The 13921-nt window shown below is 72.4% G+C and carries 11 protein-coding genes; 3 read left to right on the top strand and 8 right to left on the bottom strand.

What is annotated here, in order from left to right; translation table 11 throughout:
• Together CHC09_RS32900 and CHC09_RS32895 are read right to left on the bottom strand one after the other, a co-directional pair.
• Complete coding sequence (locus CHC09_RS32900; RefSeq protein WP_089297155.1) at positions 1 to 381, bottom strand: hypothetical protein; 381 nt, start codon at positions 379 to 381, stop codon at positions 1 to 3.
• Positions 382 to 591: 210 nt separating this feature from the next.
• Positions 592 to 927: a gamma-glutamylcyclotransferase family protein gene (locus CHC09_RS32895; RefSeq protein ID WP_089297154.1), complete on the bottom strand. Its 336-nt coding sequence runs from the start codon at positions 925 to 927 to the stop codon at positions 592 to 594.
• Between the two features lie 199 nt (positions 928 to 1126).
• Between CHC09_RS32895 and CHC09_RS32890 the strand changes: the two genes are divergently transcribed.
• Positions 1127 to 3109 carry a lamin tail domain-containing protein gene (locus tag CHC09_RS32890; RefSeq protein ID WP_089297236.1) on the top strand — a complete coding sequence of 661 codons (1983 nt, stop codon included), beginning with the start codon at positions 1127 to 1129 and terminating at the stop codon, positions 3107 to 3109.
• 43 nt (positions 3110 to 3152) lie between these two features.
• Here CHC09_RS32890 and CHC09_RS32885 read toward each other — a convergent pair whose 3' ends face one another.
• Together CHC09_RS32885 and CHC09_RS32880 are read right to left on the bottom strand one after the other, a co-directional pair.
• A complete protein-coding gene (locus tag CHC09_RS32885) occupies positions 3153 to 4124 on the bottom strand; it encodes a CU044_5270 family protein (protein WP_089297153.1) in 972 nt (323 codons plus the stop codon).
• Complete coding sequence (locus CHC09_RS32880; protein ID WP_089297152.1) at positions 4121 to 4672, bottom strand: RNA polymerase sigma factor; 552 nt, start codon at positions 4670 to 4672, stop codon at positions 4121 to 4123. The genes CHC09_RS32885 and CHC09_RS32880 overlap by 4 nt, the downstream gene beginning before the upstream one ends.
• Before the next feature lie 247 nt (positions 4673 to 4919).
• Between CHC09_RS32880 and CHC09_RS32875 the strand changes: the two genes are divergently transcribed.
• Together CHC09_RS32875 and CHC09_RS32870 are read left to right on the top strand one after the other, a co-directional pair.
• Positions 4920 to 8840 (top strand): nSTAND1 domain-containing NTPase, encoded by a 3921-nt coding sequence (locus CHC09_RS32875; protein ID WP_089297151.1) that lies wholly within the window; start codon positions 4920 to 4922, stop codon positions 8838 to 8840.
• A gap of 123 nt (positions 8841 to 8963) precedes the next feature.
• The gene (locus CHC09_RS32870) at positions 8964 to 9476 is read left to right on the top strand and encodes a hypothetical protein (RefSeq protein ID WP_143232734.1); all 513 of its coding nucleotides are present in this window, start codon (positions 8964 to 8966) and stop codon (positions 9474 to 9476) included.
• A gap of 57 nt (positions 9477 to 9533) precedes the next feature.
• Here CHC09_RS32870 and ligA read toward each other — a convergent pair whose 3' ends face one another.
• The 4 genes from ligA to CHC09_RS48545 form a co-directional block, all read right to left on the bottom strand.
• On the bottom strand, positions 9534 to 11528 hold the full coding sequence (ligA, locus tag CHC09_RS32865; protein ID WP_239138681.1) for an NAD-dependent DNA ligase LigA: 1995 nt from the start codon (positions 11526 to 11528) through the stop codon (positions 9534 to 9536).
• Between the two features lie 216 nt (positions 11529 to 11744).
• Positions 11745 to 13001, bottom strand: coding sequence for an MFS transporter (locus CHC09_RS48550; protein ID WP_089297149.1), 1257 nt, complete (start codon positions 12999 to 13001; stop codon positions 11745 to 11747).
• 113 nt (positions 13002 to 13114) lie between these two features.
• A complete protein-coding gene (locus tag CHC09_RS32855) occupies positions 13115 to 13750 on the bottom strand; it encodes a class I SAM-dependent methyltransferase (protein WP_089297148.1) in 636 nt (211 codons plus the stop codon).
• A gap of 37 nt (positions 13751 to 13787) precedes the next feature.
• The gene (locus CHC09_RS48545; protein ID WP_275407926.1) at positions 13788 to 13919 is read right to left on the bottom strand and encodes a hypothetical protein; all 132 of its coding nucleotides are present in this window, start codon (positions 13917 to 13919) and stop codon (positions 13788 to 13790) included.
• Between the last annotated feature and the right edge of the window lie 2 nt (positions 13920 to 13921).

The raw sequence follows: 13921 nt of genomic DNA, 5'->3' as shown, positions 1-13921 counted from the left end.
TCACTGACGTCGCCGGATGGCGGCCGTCCCGCAGACGATCGCCGCGGCGAAACTGAGCATCTGTAGCCAGGCCGCGACGAATCCGGCTCCGGAACCGGCGGTGAGCCGGTCGACGAAGTCCGCGTCAGCGAACCCACCGAACAGGAAGAACGCCGACATCACCACCGCCGCCGACGGCACGAAACGCCATCGCAGCGCCGCGACCAGCACGGCGACACCGAGATAGATCAGCGGTCCGGGCCCGTCATAACCGGCCACCAGGCTGCGCGAGGCGACGATCTCCGGGCCGGCGTCACCGACCGCGGCCAGCACCAGCGCGGCGCAGGTCGCGGTGACCCATCCGGAGCGGTGGCCGGTGTCGTTCGCGCACTCGTTCGCCATGACCCGACTATCGGCCGTACGGCCGGGAACGGCGTCAGCTCATCGCGGTACCGGCCCGTACGCAAAGTCGCGTACGGGCCGGTCGGTAGACGTCACCGCGACTCGGCAAGCATGTCCTGGACACCGTCCGAGGCTCGCCGCTTGAGCATTGCCGGACACGCCGCAGAGGCGGGTCTCAGCCGCTCGTTCTGCCGGCGGATGCGGCCGGGGTCAGTCTCGGGCGACGTACACCCAGGCCGTGTCGCCGGAGGCGAGTGGTGCGGAGACCCGCTGGTAGTCGTCGACCTCGTACTCGTCGGCCTGCAGCAACTCGTCCTCGGTGATCTCCAGGACGGAGCCGGCCACGGTGTCGGCGGCGGCACCGGTGGCGGAGAGGATGGGGTGATGGGTCAGGCCGCTGACCGCCAGCACGTGCGGATCGGTGATCCGCACCTGATCGAGCCGGAACCCGATGATCCGGTCCTCGCGGCCGACGAGCTCACGACCGAAAGTGGACTTCTGCACAGCGGGATCACGAAGTGTCCCGTAGGAGAACAGCAGCGGCACAACCGCGTCCTCTCGCTACCGAGGCCGAAACCGATGCCGCCAGCCTATTCAGCGATCGGTCCACGCCGGCGACCCGGACAGCCCGTGCCGCCTGCTGAGACGAGGCCCCGGAGACCGGCGACCGGAGTTCCGACGGGCAGCACATGATCTTCAGATCGAATTCGCGTTGCCTCAACATCGGCTCAGCAACGTGCTGTCCATGTCGTACACCCCTGCCCGCACCGCCCTGGCTCGCGCCGGCGTCCTGACCGTCTCCGGTCTCGCTGTCGTCGCGTTCGCCGCCACGCGGCCCGCGGCGGCCGCCGATCCCGCCGGCTACCAGAACATCCGGATCAACGAGGTCACGTCGAGCAACAACGACACGGTCGAGCTGTACAACGCCGGCTCGACGCCGGTCAGCGTCAGCGGCTGGAAGATGTCGGACGACGGCTTCTCGCCGCAGTCGTTCAGCCCGTCCTCGACCACGATCCCCGCGGGCGGCTTCGTCACCTTCAATTCTCCCAAGGGCCTCGGTGACTCCGACAAGCTGGTGATCTACTCGGCGGACGGCACGGTGGTCGACCGCGTCGAGTGGGCCACGAACAAGGCCAAGCCGGCGATGGCCCGCTGCGGCGCGGACGGTACCGGCGCGTGGGTGACCGCGACGACCGCGGCGACGTTCGGTTCCGCGAACGCCGCCGGCTGCCCGGCGACGATCCCGGCCGCCGGCCGGCTGCGGATCAACGAGGTGACCTCGAACGGCTCCGACACCGTCGAGTTGTACAACGGCGGCACCAGTGCGGTCAGCATCGGTTCGTGGAAGTACGTCGACGGCGACACCTCCCACTCCACATCCTCGATCTCGTCGTCGTCGCCGAGCACGACCAGCATCGCCGCCGGCGGGTACGCCACGTTCAACTCCACGATCGGCCTCGGCGACAACGACGCGCTGTTCCTCATCGACGGCAGCGGCAACACGATCGACTCGGTGACCTGGATGCTCGACGGGGCCAAGCCGTCGGACGAGCGATGCGCCGACGGCACCGGCTGGTTCCGGACGGCCACCACCGCGACGCTCGGCGGCGCGAACTCCTGCTCGGGCGCTTCACCGACCCCGACGCCGACCTCGACGCAGCCGCCGACCGGTCAGCTGCTCGGCGGCGGCGGTGCGCTGACGAGCGGCTGCACCCCGGAGGCGGCGACGGGTACGGGCTCGGCCCCGGCCGGCACCGTGGCGTGGCCCGGTGGCCTGGACGTCACCATCGCCGACAACGTCTGCGCCTTCACCACCTCCACCGGTCCCGAGGGCCGCGACGTGAGCGGCCTGGCGTTCGACCCGTCGAACCCGTCGACGCTGTGGGCGGTCAAGAACAAGAGCTGGCTGTTCAAGCTGGTCAAGAGCGGTACCAAGTGGATCCCGGACGCGTCCTGGAGCGCGACGGGCAAGCACCTCCGTTTCGCCGGCGGATCCGGTGAGCCGGACGCGGAGGGGCTGACGATCGGCGGCAACGGCCACCTCTACCTCACTTCGGAGCGCGACAACGACCACAACACGGTCCCCAAGGACACGATCATGGAGTTCGACCCGGCCGCGACCGGTTCGACGCTCACCCCGCTGCGCCAGTGGGACATGACCTCGCAGTTCCCGCAGCTCAACACCGGCGACAAGGACGACGCCAACCTCGGTTTCGAGGGGGTGGCCTACGTACCGGACAGCTGGCTGACCGCCGGCGGCTGGATCGACCCGCTGACCGGGGCGGCCTACAACCCGGCGAACTACCCGCTGCACGGGTCGGGCCTGTTCTTCGCCGGCCTCGAGTGGGACGGCACGCTGCACATCTACGGCCTCAACTCGGACGGCACGCTCACCACCTTCGGCACCGTCGCCACCGGCAAGACCTCGGTGATGGACGTCCTGTTCGACGCGGGCACCCAGCGCATAGTCGCGACCTGCGACAACACCTGCGGTGAGACGCACACGTTCCTGAAGGTGAACGCCGGCGGCGCGATCGTCGCGGACGCGACCTACACGAACCCGGCCGTGCTGCCGGTCGGCAACCTCGAGGGCTTCGCGATCGCCCCGGCCGCCACGTGCGTCAACGGCGCACGCGAGGCGGTGTGGTCCGACGACGGCGTCTGGGGATTCGGCTCCGGCACCTCGTCGTACGGCCACGCCCTCTACAGCGGCACGTTCCCCTGCTGATGCCGGGGCGCCCACGGATCGAGCTCCGTGGGCGCCCCGCACCTCACTTCAGATCGGCGGCGTCCGGCAGGCTCTCGTCCGACCACTGCGACTTCAGGACGGCGGTGTACCGGCCCCGCTCGCCCTTGGTCCAGGATTCCTGCGCCAAGGCGTACCCGGTCGCCGGGTCGACGATGAGCCGCTGCTGCGACACGTTGCCGCTGTCGCCGCGCCGGCTGTAGCCGACCGCCATCCCGTCGCGGCCGAGGGCGTCGGTGACCCTGCCCAGCGCGGTGATGCCGGGCAGCTTTGCCAGCATCCGGTAGGCGGCCGCCCGGACCGGCGCGGGGACCGGCAGGTTCAGCGTGATCGCCACTCCGCAGTAGAAGAGATACTGGTCCCGGCCCTCGTTACTGACCTCGTCGCTGTACCACGAGAGCAGCCGCGCCTTGAGCCGGTCCGGATCGGAGGGCAGCGCGGCCAGTTCGGCGGGCGGTCGGGTCTGTCCCGCCAGCAGGAAGTTGTTCGCCGCGCTGTGGCCCTCCATGGGCCGGGCCCGCCAGTCGCGGGAGCCGACCTTGAAGTACGCGACGCTCGGGTCGCCGTCCCGCAGCGCGAGCCACTGCTCGTCGACGATCGTGGGCTTCGCCTGCTCGCCGTGCTGGAAGCGCACCACCCAGTAGCGGCCGTCGCGAACCGGTTCCGCGTCGTAGCGCTCCGCCGCCACCAGCAGCAGGCCGGCGGCGGTCGTCGGGACCACCGTGGGGGCGGTCGTGGCGGAGACGGAGGAGGACGCCGTGGCGTTCGGCGCCGGCACTCCGGTCCGCAGACTCAGCACGGTGGCGACCGCGGCCACGACCGCCACCCCGCCGCCGACCAGCGCCAGGCGGCGGCCGGGCCGCGGCGCCCGCGCCATCCGAGCGACTTCCCGGGGGTACGCGGTGAGCGCGGCCGGGTCGGGCAAGGGACCGTCCGGCTCGAGCCGGCTCGGCCGGGCCTTCGCCAGCGCCTGCATGGTGTCGCGGTGCTTACTCATCGGGTGTACTCCTGGTTCTGCGCGGAAACGGGGACGCGACGAGCCGCCGGCGGCGGGCCGGCGAGTGCCTGTTCGAGACGGCGGCGGGCCCGATGCAGGCGAACGAAGTACGTGGCGGTCGAGCAGCCGACCACCCGGGCCGCCTCGCGGGTGCTCAGGCCGTGCCAGGCGACCAGCGTCAGCAGTTCCCGGTCCTCGTCGCCGAGCCGGGCCAGCGCGTCGAGCATCGCCGCCCGTTCCGCCACACTGTCGGCGACATCGGCTTCCGCCTGTGTCCGCTCGACCCAGGCCCGCAGCTCGGTCGTGATACCGGCCTGCCGCACCTCGACCCGGTACCGCTCACGGATCATGTTGCGGGCGACCCCGAGCAGCCAGGGCAGCGGCGCCGGCGGTATCGCGTCGAGCCTGCGCCACGCGGTCAGGAACGTATCGCCGGCCACGTCCTCGGCGAGGTCACGGCCGGCCCGGCTCACCGCGTACGCGTACACCTGCGGGTAGCACGCGTGATAGATCGCGGTGAACCGACGGCTGTCGTCGGGATGCTCCACAGTCCTTCTCTCCTCTGTGCCGGCAGTGGCTCGTCACGAGGTAATGCGCGCACCGCCCCACTTCTTACCTGAGGACTCGACTTTGGACGGAAACGACGCTGCGCGTACGAAATGCGACGCACAGTCGCCACCGGAGCACAGGGGCGTAGCGACGCTACGGTAGTGTCCGCCCCCGTGCCAGAACTGCATCGACGTACGTCGACGGGCCCTGTCGTCGCGTCCGTCGAGCCGGATGGATGGGGGAGGAATGGCAGTACGGGGTTCATCGGCCGCGGCGCCGCCCGCACCGGACGCCGACCCGGAGCGGATCGTGACCCGGGAGGACTTCGGCCGGGAGTTGACCCTGCTACGTCAGGGGGCCGACCTGAGCGTGCGCCAGGTCGCGGCCAAGACCGGCAGCTACCGCAACCACAGCACCATCGGCGACTGGTTCGCCGGCCGTGGTCTGCCCGCCGCGGCCTCACGGGAACTCTTCGTCCAGGTGCTGCGGGCGTGCGGCGTCACCGACCCCGCGCTGCTCGCCGCCTGGGTGGCGGTCTGGCAGCGGCTGCGGCAGGCACCTGGCCCCCGTCCGCTGGGCCCCGAGCCGTACCGGGGCCTGGCCAGCTTCGAAGCCGAGCACGCGGACTGGTTCTTCGGGCGTGAGGCCCTGACCGCCGAACTGATCGACCGTCTCGCGACCGGGTACGCGGCGGGCGGCGGGATGCAGGTCGTCGTCGGCGCCTCCGGTGCGGGCAAGTCCTCGCTGCTGCGCGCCGGGCTGATCCACGCGGTCCTGGGCGGCCGGCTCGACGGCGACGGCTGGTCGGTGCGGCTGTTCACCCCGGGCCGCTCGCCCCTCGACGAACTCGCGGCCCAACTGGCCGCCGCGACCGGGCTGCCGGCCGAGGAGGTCACGGCCGACCTGCACGACTCCCCCTCCCGCGCGGCGGACTACGCCCGGCGCGCCGATCCCGGCTCGCACCGGCTGCTGCTCGTGGTCGACCAGTTCGAGGAGGCGTTCACCACCTGCGTCGACGGCGCCCAGCGGCAGTCGTTCGTCACCGCGCTCTGCGCCGTGGCCGGTCCGGGACGGGCCCTGGTGGTGATCGGGCTCCGGGCCGATTTCTACGCCCCGCTGCTGCGGCATCCCGAGCTCGTCGCGGCGGTGCGCGCCAACCAGCTCACGGTCGCGCCGATGGCCGACGCCGAGCTGCGCCGCGCGATCACCGAACCGGCCCGCAAGGCCGGCGTGGAGGTGACCGACGGCCTCGTCGAGCTGCTGCTCAGCGAGGTCGGCTCCGGCGAGATCCCGACCCGGGCGCACGACGCCGCCGTACTCCCGCTGCTGTCGCACGCACTGCTCGCGACCTGGCAGCACAGCCGCGACCGCCGGCTCACCGTCGCCGACTACCGCGAGGTCGGCGGCATCGACCGCGCCGTCGCGGCCTCCGCCGACGCGGTGTACGCGGCGTTCGACGAGCACCAGCGGCACCTCGCGCGACAGGTGTTCCTCGGCCTGGTGCACATCGCCGCGGACGCCCCGGACACCCGGCGCCGCCGCGAGTGGGCCGAGCTGGTCGCCGAGTGCGACGGCTCGACCGGCCAGGTGACCGAGGTGCTCGACCGCTTCGTCGCCCAGCGACTGATCACCGTGGACGCCGACCGGGTCCAGCTCAGCCACGAGGCGCTGCTGACCGCCTGGCCGCTGCTGCGCGGCTGGCTGGAGGTCGACCGCGCCGGCATGCTCACCCGCCGCCACCTGGTCGAGGCCGCCACCACCTGGCAGCGGGAACAGCGCTGCCACACCGCCCTGTACCGCGGTGCCCGGCTCGCGGTGGCGCAGGAGTGGGCGCAGCGCACCGGCGCACCGGCGCTTAACCCGGTGGCCCGCGAGTTCCTGGCCGCCTCGGTGGCCCGCGAGCTCGCCGAACAGCACGCCGCCCGGCGCCGGACCCGCCGCCTGCGCCAACTGGTCGCCGCGCTCACCGTGCTGTTCCTGCTCGCCACGACCATGACCGTGCTGGCGGCGCGGGCCGAGCAGATCTCCACCCGGCAGCGGGACGAGGCCGTGTCCCGGCAGGTCGCCCAGGAGGTCGACCCGCTCCGCGGTGACAACCCGGCCCTGGCCAACCAGCTGAGCCTCGCCGCGTACCGCCTGGCCCAGACCTCGGAGGCGCGGGGCGCGCTGCTCAGCTCGTTCGCGGCGCCGTACTCCATCCGGCTGACCGGGCACACCGGGTACGTGCACGACGTGCGGTTCAGCCCCGACCGCCGGCTGCTGGCCAGTGCCGGCAGCGACCGGACGGTCCGGCTCTGGGACACCAGCGTCGCGCACCGCCCGACGCTGCGAGCCGTGCTCGACGCGGCGTCGGACTACGTGTCGTCGGTGACGTTCAGCCCGGACAGCACCACCCTGGTCACCACCAGCGCCGACCGTACGGTGATCCTCTGGGACGTCCGGGATCCGGGCCACGTCACCCGGATCACCGCCCTCACCGGTCATCACGGCTCCGTCGACCAGGCGGCGTTCAGCCCGGACGGCCGCGTCCTGGCCACCGCGAGCTACGACCGCACCATCCGGCTCTGGGACGTCGCGGACCGGGCACACCCTCGTCCGATCGCCACCCTCACCGGCGCGCGGGCGTGGTTCGCGGTCGCGTTCAGCCCGGACGGCCGGACCCTGGCCGGTGGGGACGAGCGCGAGGTCCGGCTCTGGGACGTCACCGATCCGCGGCGGCCCGTCGAAGCCGGTGTGCTGACCGGGCACACCGCGGTGGTGAGCATGATCGCGTTCAGCCCGGACGGCCGCACCCTGGCCACCGCGAGCTACGACCACACCGCCCGGCTGTGGGACCTCGCCGCCCGCAACGTGTCGAGCGTGATGAGGGCGCACACCGGTCTGGTGTACTCGGTCGCGTTCAGCCCGGACGGCCGCACCCTGGCCACCGGCAGCGGTGACGCCACGGCCCGGTTGTGGAACGTGACGAATCCCGGCAGGCCGGTACCGATCACCGTCCTCGACCGGCACGCGGACGAACCCGGCGACACGAACGCGATCGCCGGGGTCGCGTTCAGCCCGGACGGCCGGACCCTGGCCACCGGCAGCTACGACTACACCGTCCGGTTGTGGGAGCTGACCGGCCCGGTTCCGACCGGCCAACCGGACGCGGTCCGGCCGTTGCAGTTCGGCCCGGACGACCACCGGCTGCTGCTCGGTCCGGGCCGGGCGCCGGCGGTACGGGTGTGGACGGTCGACGACCGGTCCGGGCCGGCCGACCCGATCGACGTCCCCGCGGACGGTTCGGTGACCTTCTGCCAGAATTCCCGGCTCCTGGTCGCCGCGGGCCCGACCACCGTACGGCTCTCCGACCTGAGCGATCCACGGCACGTCACGGAACTGTCCCGGCTACCGCACGGCCTGGTCGACGACGTCCCCCTGCCAGTGTGCAGCCCCGACGGGCACCTGCTGGCGGTGCTCGGCGCACGCAGCCGGGCCGCTCGGCTCTGGGACGTCACCGATGCCCGCCGGCCGGCCGACCTCGCCGCGTTCTCGGCGAAGAGCCACATCAACGCGCTGAACATGGCCGTCTTCAGCGCCGACAGCCGCATCCTGGCGACCGCCAGTCTCGACCACACGGCACGGTTGTGGGATCTGACGGACCCCCACCGTCCGGTCGAGGCGGGAACGCTCGCCGGCCACACCGACGCGGTCACCACCGCCGCGTTCAGTCCGGTCGGCCGCGTCCTGGCGACCGGCGCCAACGACGGCACCATCCGGCTCTGGGAGGTGAGTGACCCCTACCGCCCGTCCGTCCTGGCCACGCTGACCGGGCACACCGCGTACGTCGAGGAGGTCCGGTTCAGCCCGGACGGCCGGACGCTCGTCAGCAGCAGCGGCGACCACACCGTGCGGTTGTGGAACGTCGGCGATCCCCGCCGGCCGGCGAAGGTCGCCACCCTGACCGGCCACACCGCGACCGTGAGCGCGGTGGCCTTCACCTCGGACGGCCGGCACCTGGCCACCGCGAGCGCGGACGGCACGGTCCGGTCCTGGGACCTGGACCCCGAGCGGGTGGCCGCCCGCGTCTGCGCGCTCGCCCACCCGACGCTCACCCGTACCGAATGGGCGCTGCATTTCCCCGGCATCGAATACCAGCCGCCGTGCCGTACGGCGTTGTCCGGATAACCCCCTGACCTCGTCCGGGCTTGTCCGGACAACCCCGCCGGGCCTTCCGGAGCCGGCCGGCCGGGCCGGATCGTCTTCGGCAGACGTCCGGCACCGAACGCCGGCTACGAAGGGATCTCCACGATGAGCATGAACCCGGTCAAGGCCCTGAAGCGCACGATCATCGGCGCCACCGCCGCCCTGGTCGCCACCGCGGGCCTCGCCGCCGCCGCGGCACCCGCCCAGGCCGGCCCGATCGGCAACTGCGCCGAGCTGCGCGCCTTCTACCTGAACCTCGGGACCGGTGGCGACGACCTGCGGGACAACTCGGAGGTCATCGTCTGGCTGACCCAGCGCAGCGGCGGGGACGTGGAGCTCCAGCACGTGACGGGCGGGATCGGCAACTGGAGCAACCGCAGCTACCAGCTCGCCTACCAGAACACCAACTGGCACGTGAGCAGCTGCAACGTGACCGGCATCAAGGTCCGCATGATCTCCCACAACGGCACGTTCCAGTCCGACGACAACTGGAACATGGAGTCGATCAGCCTCAACGGGTACGCCGACGGGGGTGCCCCGGCCTACTCGATCTCCACCAACGGCAACCCGGTCAAGCGGTTCACCGGCAGCAGCCAGTGGTGGTCGATGCTCGGCTGACAACGCCGTACGGGGTGGGGAGGCCCGGGACCGGCCGCCCCACCCCGTATCCGTTCGTCACGCGAGCAGGCGGGCGAACTCCTCCGGGTCGATGACCGGGATGCCGAGCTGGGCCGCCTTCTTCGCCTTGCTCGTGGTGGTCTCCGCGGTCACCAGCGCCGTGGTCTTCGCCGACACGCTGCTGCTGGCCGAACCGCCGAGGGCCTCGATCCGCTCGGAGACCGTGGTCCGCGTGTAACCGGGCACCGAACCCGACACCACATACGTCTTTCCGGCCAGCGGCTTCTCCCCGCCGTCGTCCTCGACCCGCATGGTGAGCCCGCGCTCGGCCAGCCGGTCGATGACCTCGCTCATCGCGACCAGCCCGTCCACCACGTGCTGCGCCTTGATCAGGCCCATCTTGTCGATCTGCGCGATCTCCTCCACCGTGGCGGCCCGCAGCGCGTCCATCGACTTGAACCGGGCGGCCAGCCACCGGCCGACGCTGCGCCCGGTCATCCGGATGCCGAGCCCGGTGATGACCCGGTTGAACGGCTGACGCTTGCTGGCCTCCAGCCCCGCGATGATCCGCTCCGCGTTGGAGCGGCCCAGCGTCACCGTCCCGCCCGCGGCGGTCTTGCCCACCGCGAGCTCGGCGATCCCGTCGACGGTCAGGTCGTAGAGGTCGGCGACGTTACGCGCGATCCCCGCCTCGACCAGCACGTCGCAGAACGCGTCACCGGCGCCGTCCACGTCCAGCGCCTCCCGGCTGCACCAGTAGGCCAGCGCGTTCGCCGCCGCGCAGGACGCGGTGTGGCAGCGCCACAGCAGGCTGGACTTGTCCCACGGCTCGCCGCACTGCGGGCACTGCTCGGGCGCGGTCCACGGCGTGAGGCCGTGCGGCTGCTCGCCGATCGGGGCGGTCACCCGCGGAATCACGTCGCCGGCCCGCCACACCGCGACCGTCTGCCCGAGGGCCAGCCCCTGCTCGGCGACCCATTGCGGATTGTGCAAGGTGGCCTTCGTGACCGTGGTGCCGCCGACCATGACCGGGTCGATGATCGCGCGCAGGCTGATCCGCCCGGTCCGCCCGACCCGCACCTCGATGTCGCGCAGCACCGTCGACGCGGTGTCCGGCGGGTACTTGAACGCGGTCGCCCAGTACGGCGTCCGGCTGGCGAGCCCGAGCCGGCGGCGGGTGCTGTCGAGGTTCGCCTTGATCACCGCCCCGTCGATCGGGAAGGCCAGGTCGGAGCGGTGGGCCCCGATCGTCTCGATCGCGGCGATCACCTGCTCGGCGGTGTGGCACTCCCCCGCCGCCTCGGCGATCAGGGTGCACGCCGGCGGGAACCCGAGGCTCTCGGCGTGCGCCATGGCCGCCAGGTGACTGCCGAACTCCCCGCTGATCTCGTACGCCGCGAAGGTCATCGGCGCTTCGTAGTCGCGGTCGATCGCGCGGATCGAGCCGGCGACCGCACCGCGCGAGTTGACGAACGCCTTGCCGCCGGCGGCGACCCGGTTGGCGCTGGCCTCCTCGAAGTCGGTGACGGTCATGTAGACCTCGCCGCGCACCTCCCCGCTCCACGGCGTGGGCAGCTGCGTGGGGAGCCCGGCGATGCCGCGCCGCACCTGCGGGGTGACGTCCTCCCCGGTGGCGCCGTCGCCACGCAGGGCGGCCAGCACGAGGCGCCCCTCGACATATTCGACGCGGATCGCGAGGCCGTCGAGTTTCACCTCGACCAGGCACCCGTCGCCGCCGAGGGTGGCGACGAACGCCGCGACCTCCTCCGCGGTCTTGATCTTGTCGAGGGAGAGCATCGGCGTCGGGTGCCGCACGTCGCCACCGGCCGAGGCGCCGGCCGCGACCGCCGTGGTGATCCCCTGATCGTCCCAGTCCGGGTGGGCGGCGATCGTCGCCGCGATCCGGTCGGCGAGCAGGTCGTAGTCGGCGTCGGTCAGCAGCGCGTCGCCCGTGTCGTAATACGCCCGCGCGGCCCGGCGCGCCTCCGCCACCGCCTCGTCGAACGCGTCGCGGGCGGGGAACGGCGCGGTCACCGGCGTGCTCTCGATCATGTCTGGAGACTACGGGCGGGGTCTGACACTTTTCCTCGCCGCCACGAGCGCCTGTCATCATGGCATAAAAGACGCTTATAGTGCATTTAAGTCAAGTTTGGCGTATCCGTGCGGCCGACAGCCGTACGTCTGGCACATGTTCGAGCCGGCGTCCCGTGCGCGGACGCTGCCCAACCGGCTCTGGCCCACGGCGAAACCCGGCGGTCTGCTGCGGCCTCAGGCGTCGACCGGTCGGCGGCGCGCGATGAGCGGGATGACGGCCAGCGCGAGGATCCCGCCGCCGAGAGCGAGGGTGGCGTAGCTGGTGGCGGAGAGGATCATGCCGCTGGCGATGCCGCCGCCCGCGCCGGCGAGCGCCACGCACAGGTCGACGACCCCCTGCGTCCGGGCGCGGGTCTGCACCGGCAGCGCGTCGGTGACCATCGCGGTGCCGGAGACCAGGCCGAGGTTCCAGCCCAGGCCGAGCAGGGCCAGGGCCAGCGCGAGAGCGGTGACCGAATCGGTGGGGGCGCTCGCCGCGACCACCCCGGCGACCAGCAGCGTCAGCCCCGATGCCGCGGCGACCGGGATCCGGCCGAAACGGTCCACGAGCAGGCCGGTCAGCGGGGACGGCAGGTACATGCCGCCGATGTGGATCGCGATGACCAGGCCGGTCGCGTGCAGGTCGTGGCCGTGGGTCCGCATGTGGATCGGGGTCATCGCCATGACGGCGACCATCACGAGCTGGGTGAGGACCATCGTGGTGGTGCCGGCCAGGACGCCGCCGGTGGACGGCTTGCCGACGCCGGTCCGCTGCCGGCCGGTGGCGGCCGGGTCGGACGGCTCGGCGGCGGCGATGCGGCGTGAGGCCTGCAGCGGGTCCGGGCGGAGCAGGGTGAACAGAATCGTCCCGGCGAGGCCGTAGGCGACCGCGGCGAGCCCGAACGGGCCGGCCAGGGCCGGAATGCCGAGGTCCCGGGCGACGTCGCCGGTGGCGGCGACGAGGTTGGGTCCGGTGACCGCGCCCAGGGTGGTGGCGACGAGTACGGAGCTGACCGCGCGGCCCCGGCGTCGCGGGCCGGCGAGATCGGCGCCGGCGTACCGCGCCTGCAGGTTGGTGGCGGTGCCCGCGCCGTAGACCAGCAGGAAGAGCAGCAGCAGTACGACGCTGTCGACGGCGGCCGCGAGAACAACTCCGGCGCCGCCGAGCGCGCCGGCGGCGTACCCGGCGGTCAGTCCGGCGCGGCGTCCGAGACGCTGCGAGAGCCGGCCGATGAGCAGGGCGGTGCCGGCGGAACCGGCGGTGAACAGGGCCACGGGAAGCCCGGACAGGCTGCTGGTGCCGAGCATGTCCGCGGCCAGCAACGTGCCGACGGTGACCCCGGCGGCGAGCCCGGCGCCGCTGAACACCTGGGAGGCCATGACGACGCGCAGGGTCCTGCGCCGCAGCGCCTCACGGGCGGCCGGCGAGTCGAGGTAGTCGATGGCGGTCATCCGGACGGTTGATCCTTCCAGTCTGGACAACGAAGAGCCGCCGGCGCGTTCACCGGAAGGCTCGGTGCCGGACGCGGTCGAGGATATCGATCGGTACGGGTGGGGCAGGGCGGTCAGTCGCCGGCCGGGTTGCGGGCGAGTACGCGCTCGACGGTACCGGCCTTGAGCCGCTCGGCCTCCACGATGTCGAAGCCGGCCGCCCGGACCAGGGGCAGCTGGCGGCGGGTGAAGTGCTCCCCGGCCGCCCGGATGGTGAGCCGCTCGAGGAGCCACTGCGCGGCGCGGATCGGCGGCCAGGTGCTGCCGACGTGGTCCACCAGCAGCAGCCGCCCACCCGGCACGAGCACCCGTTTCATCGCACCGATCGCGGCGGCCGGGTCCGGGATCCCGCACAGCGACAGCGCGCACAGCACCGTGTCGAACGAGTTGTCGGGAAACGGCAACGCTTCGGCGTCACCGAGGTGCAGGTCGACGGCGCGGCCGAGGCGGGCGGCCCGGCGTTCGGCGATGGCCAGCATCGCCGGGCTCAGGTCGAGGCCGGTGATGGTGACGTCGGGCGGGTAGTGCGGCAGGTTGAGGCCGGTGCCGATCGCGACCTCCAGGACCCGGCCGCGGGCACGGGCAGCGAGCCATTCCCGGCCGCCGGCGAACCAGAACCGCTCGAGGAAGGCGATCTGCCGGTCGTAGCTCGGAGCGGTCTTCTCCCAGGCGGCCAGGACCTTGGCGGTCTCGTCGGGGGTCGCGCTCATGAGCTCCTCCAACTGTCGGCGGGTGCCCCGGCTGAACTCAGGTGACGGCGAACTCCCGCACGGCCCGGGCGACGGCGGGCGAGTCGTTGCGCAGGATCTTGCTGTGGTTGCTCGCGACCTTCGCGCTCACCGTGATGTTCAGGTTACGAGCGAGAATCGGATCGAGCACCT

The organism is Actinoplanes regularis (assembly GCF_900188005.1).
In the GTDB taxonomy this organism is placed as follows: Bacteria; Actinomycetota; Actinomycetes; order Mycobacteriales; family Micromonosporaceae; genus Actinoplanes; species Actinoplanes regularis.
Note: the sequence above shows the minus strand (reverse complement) of the source record. Positions and strands in the feature narration are given on the sequence as shown.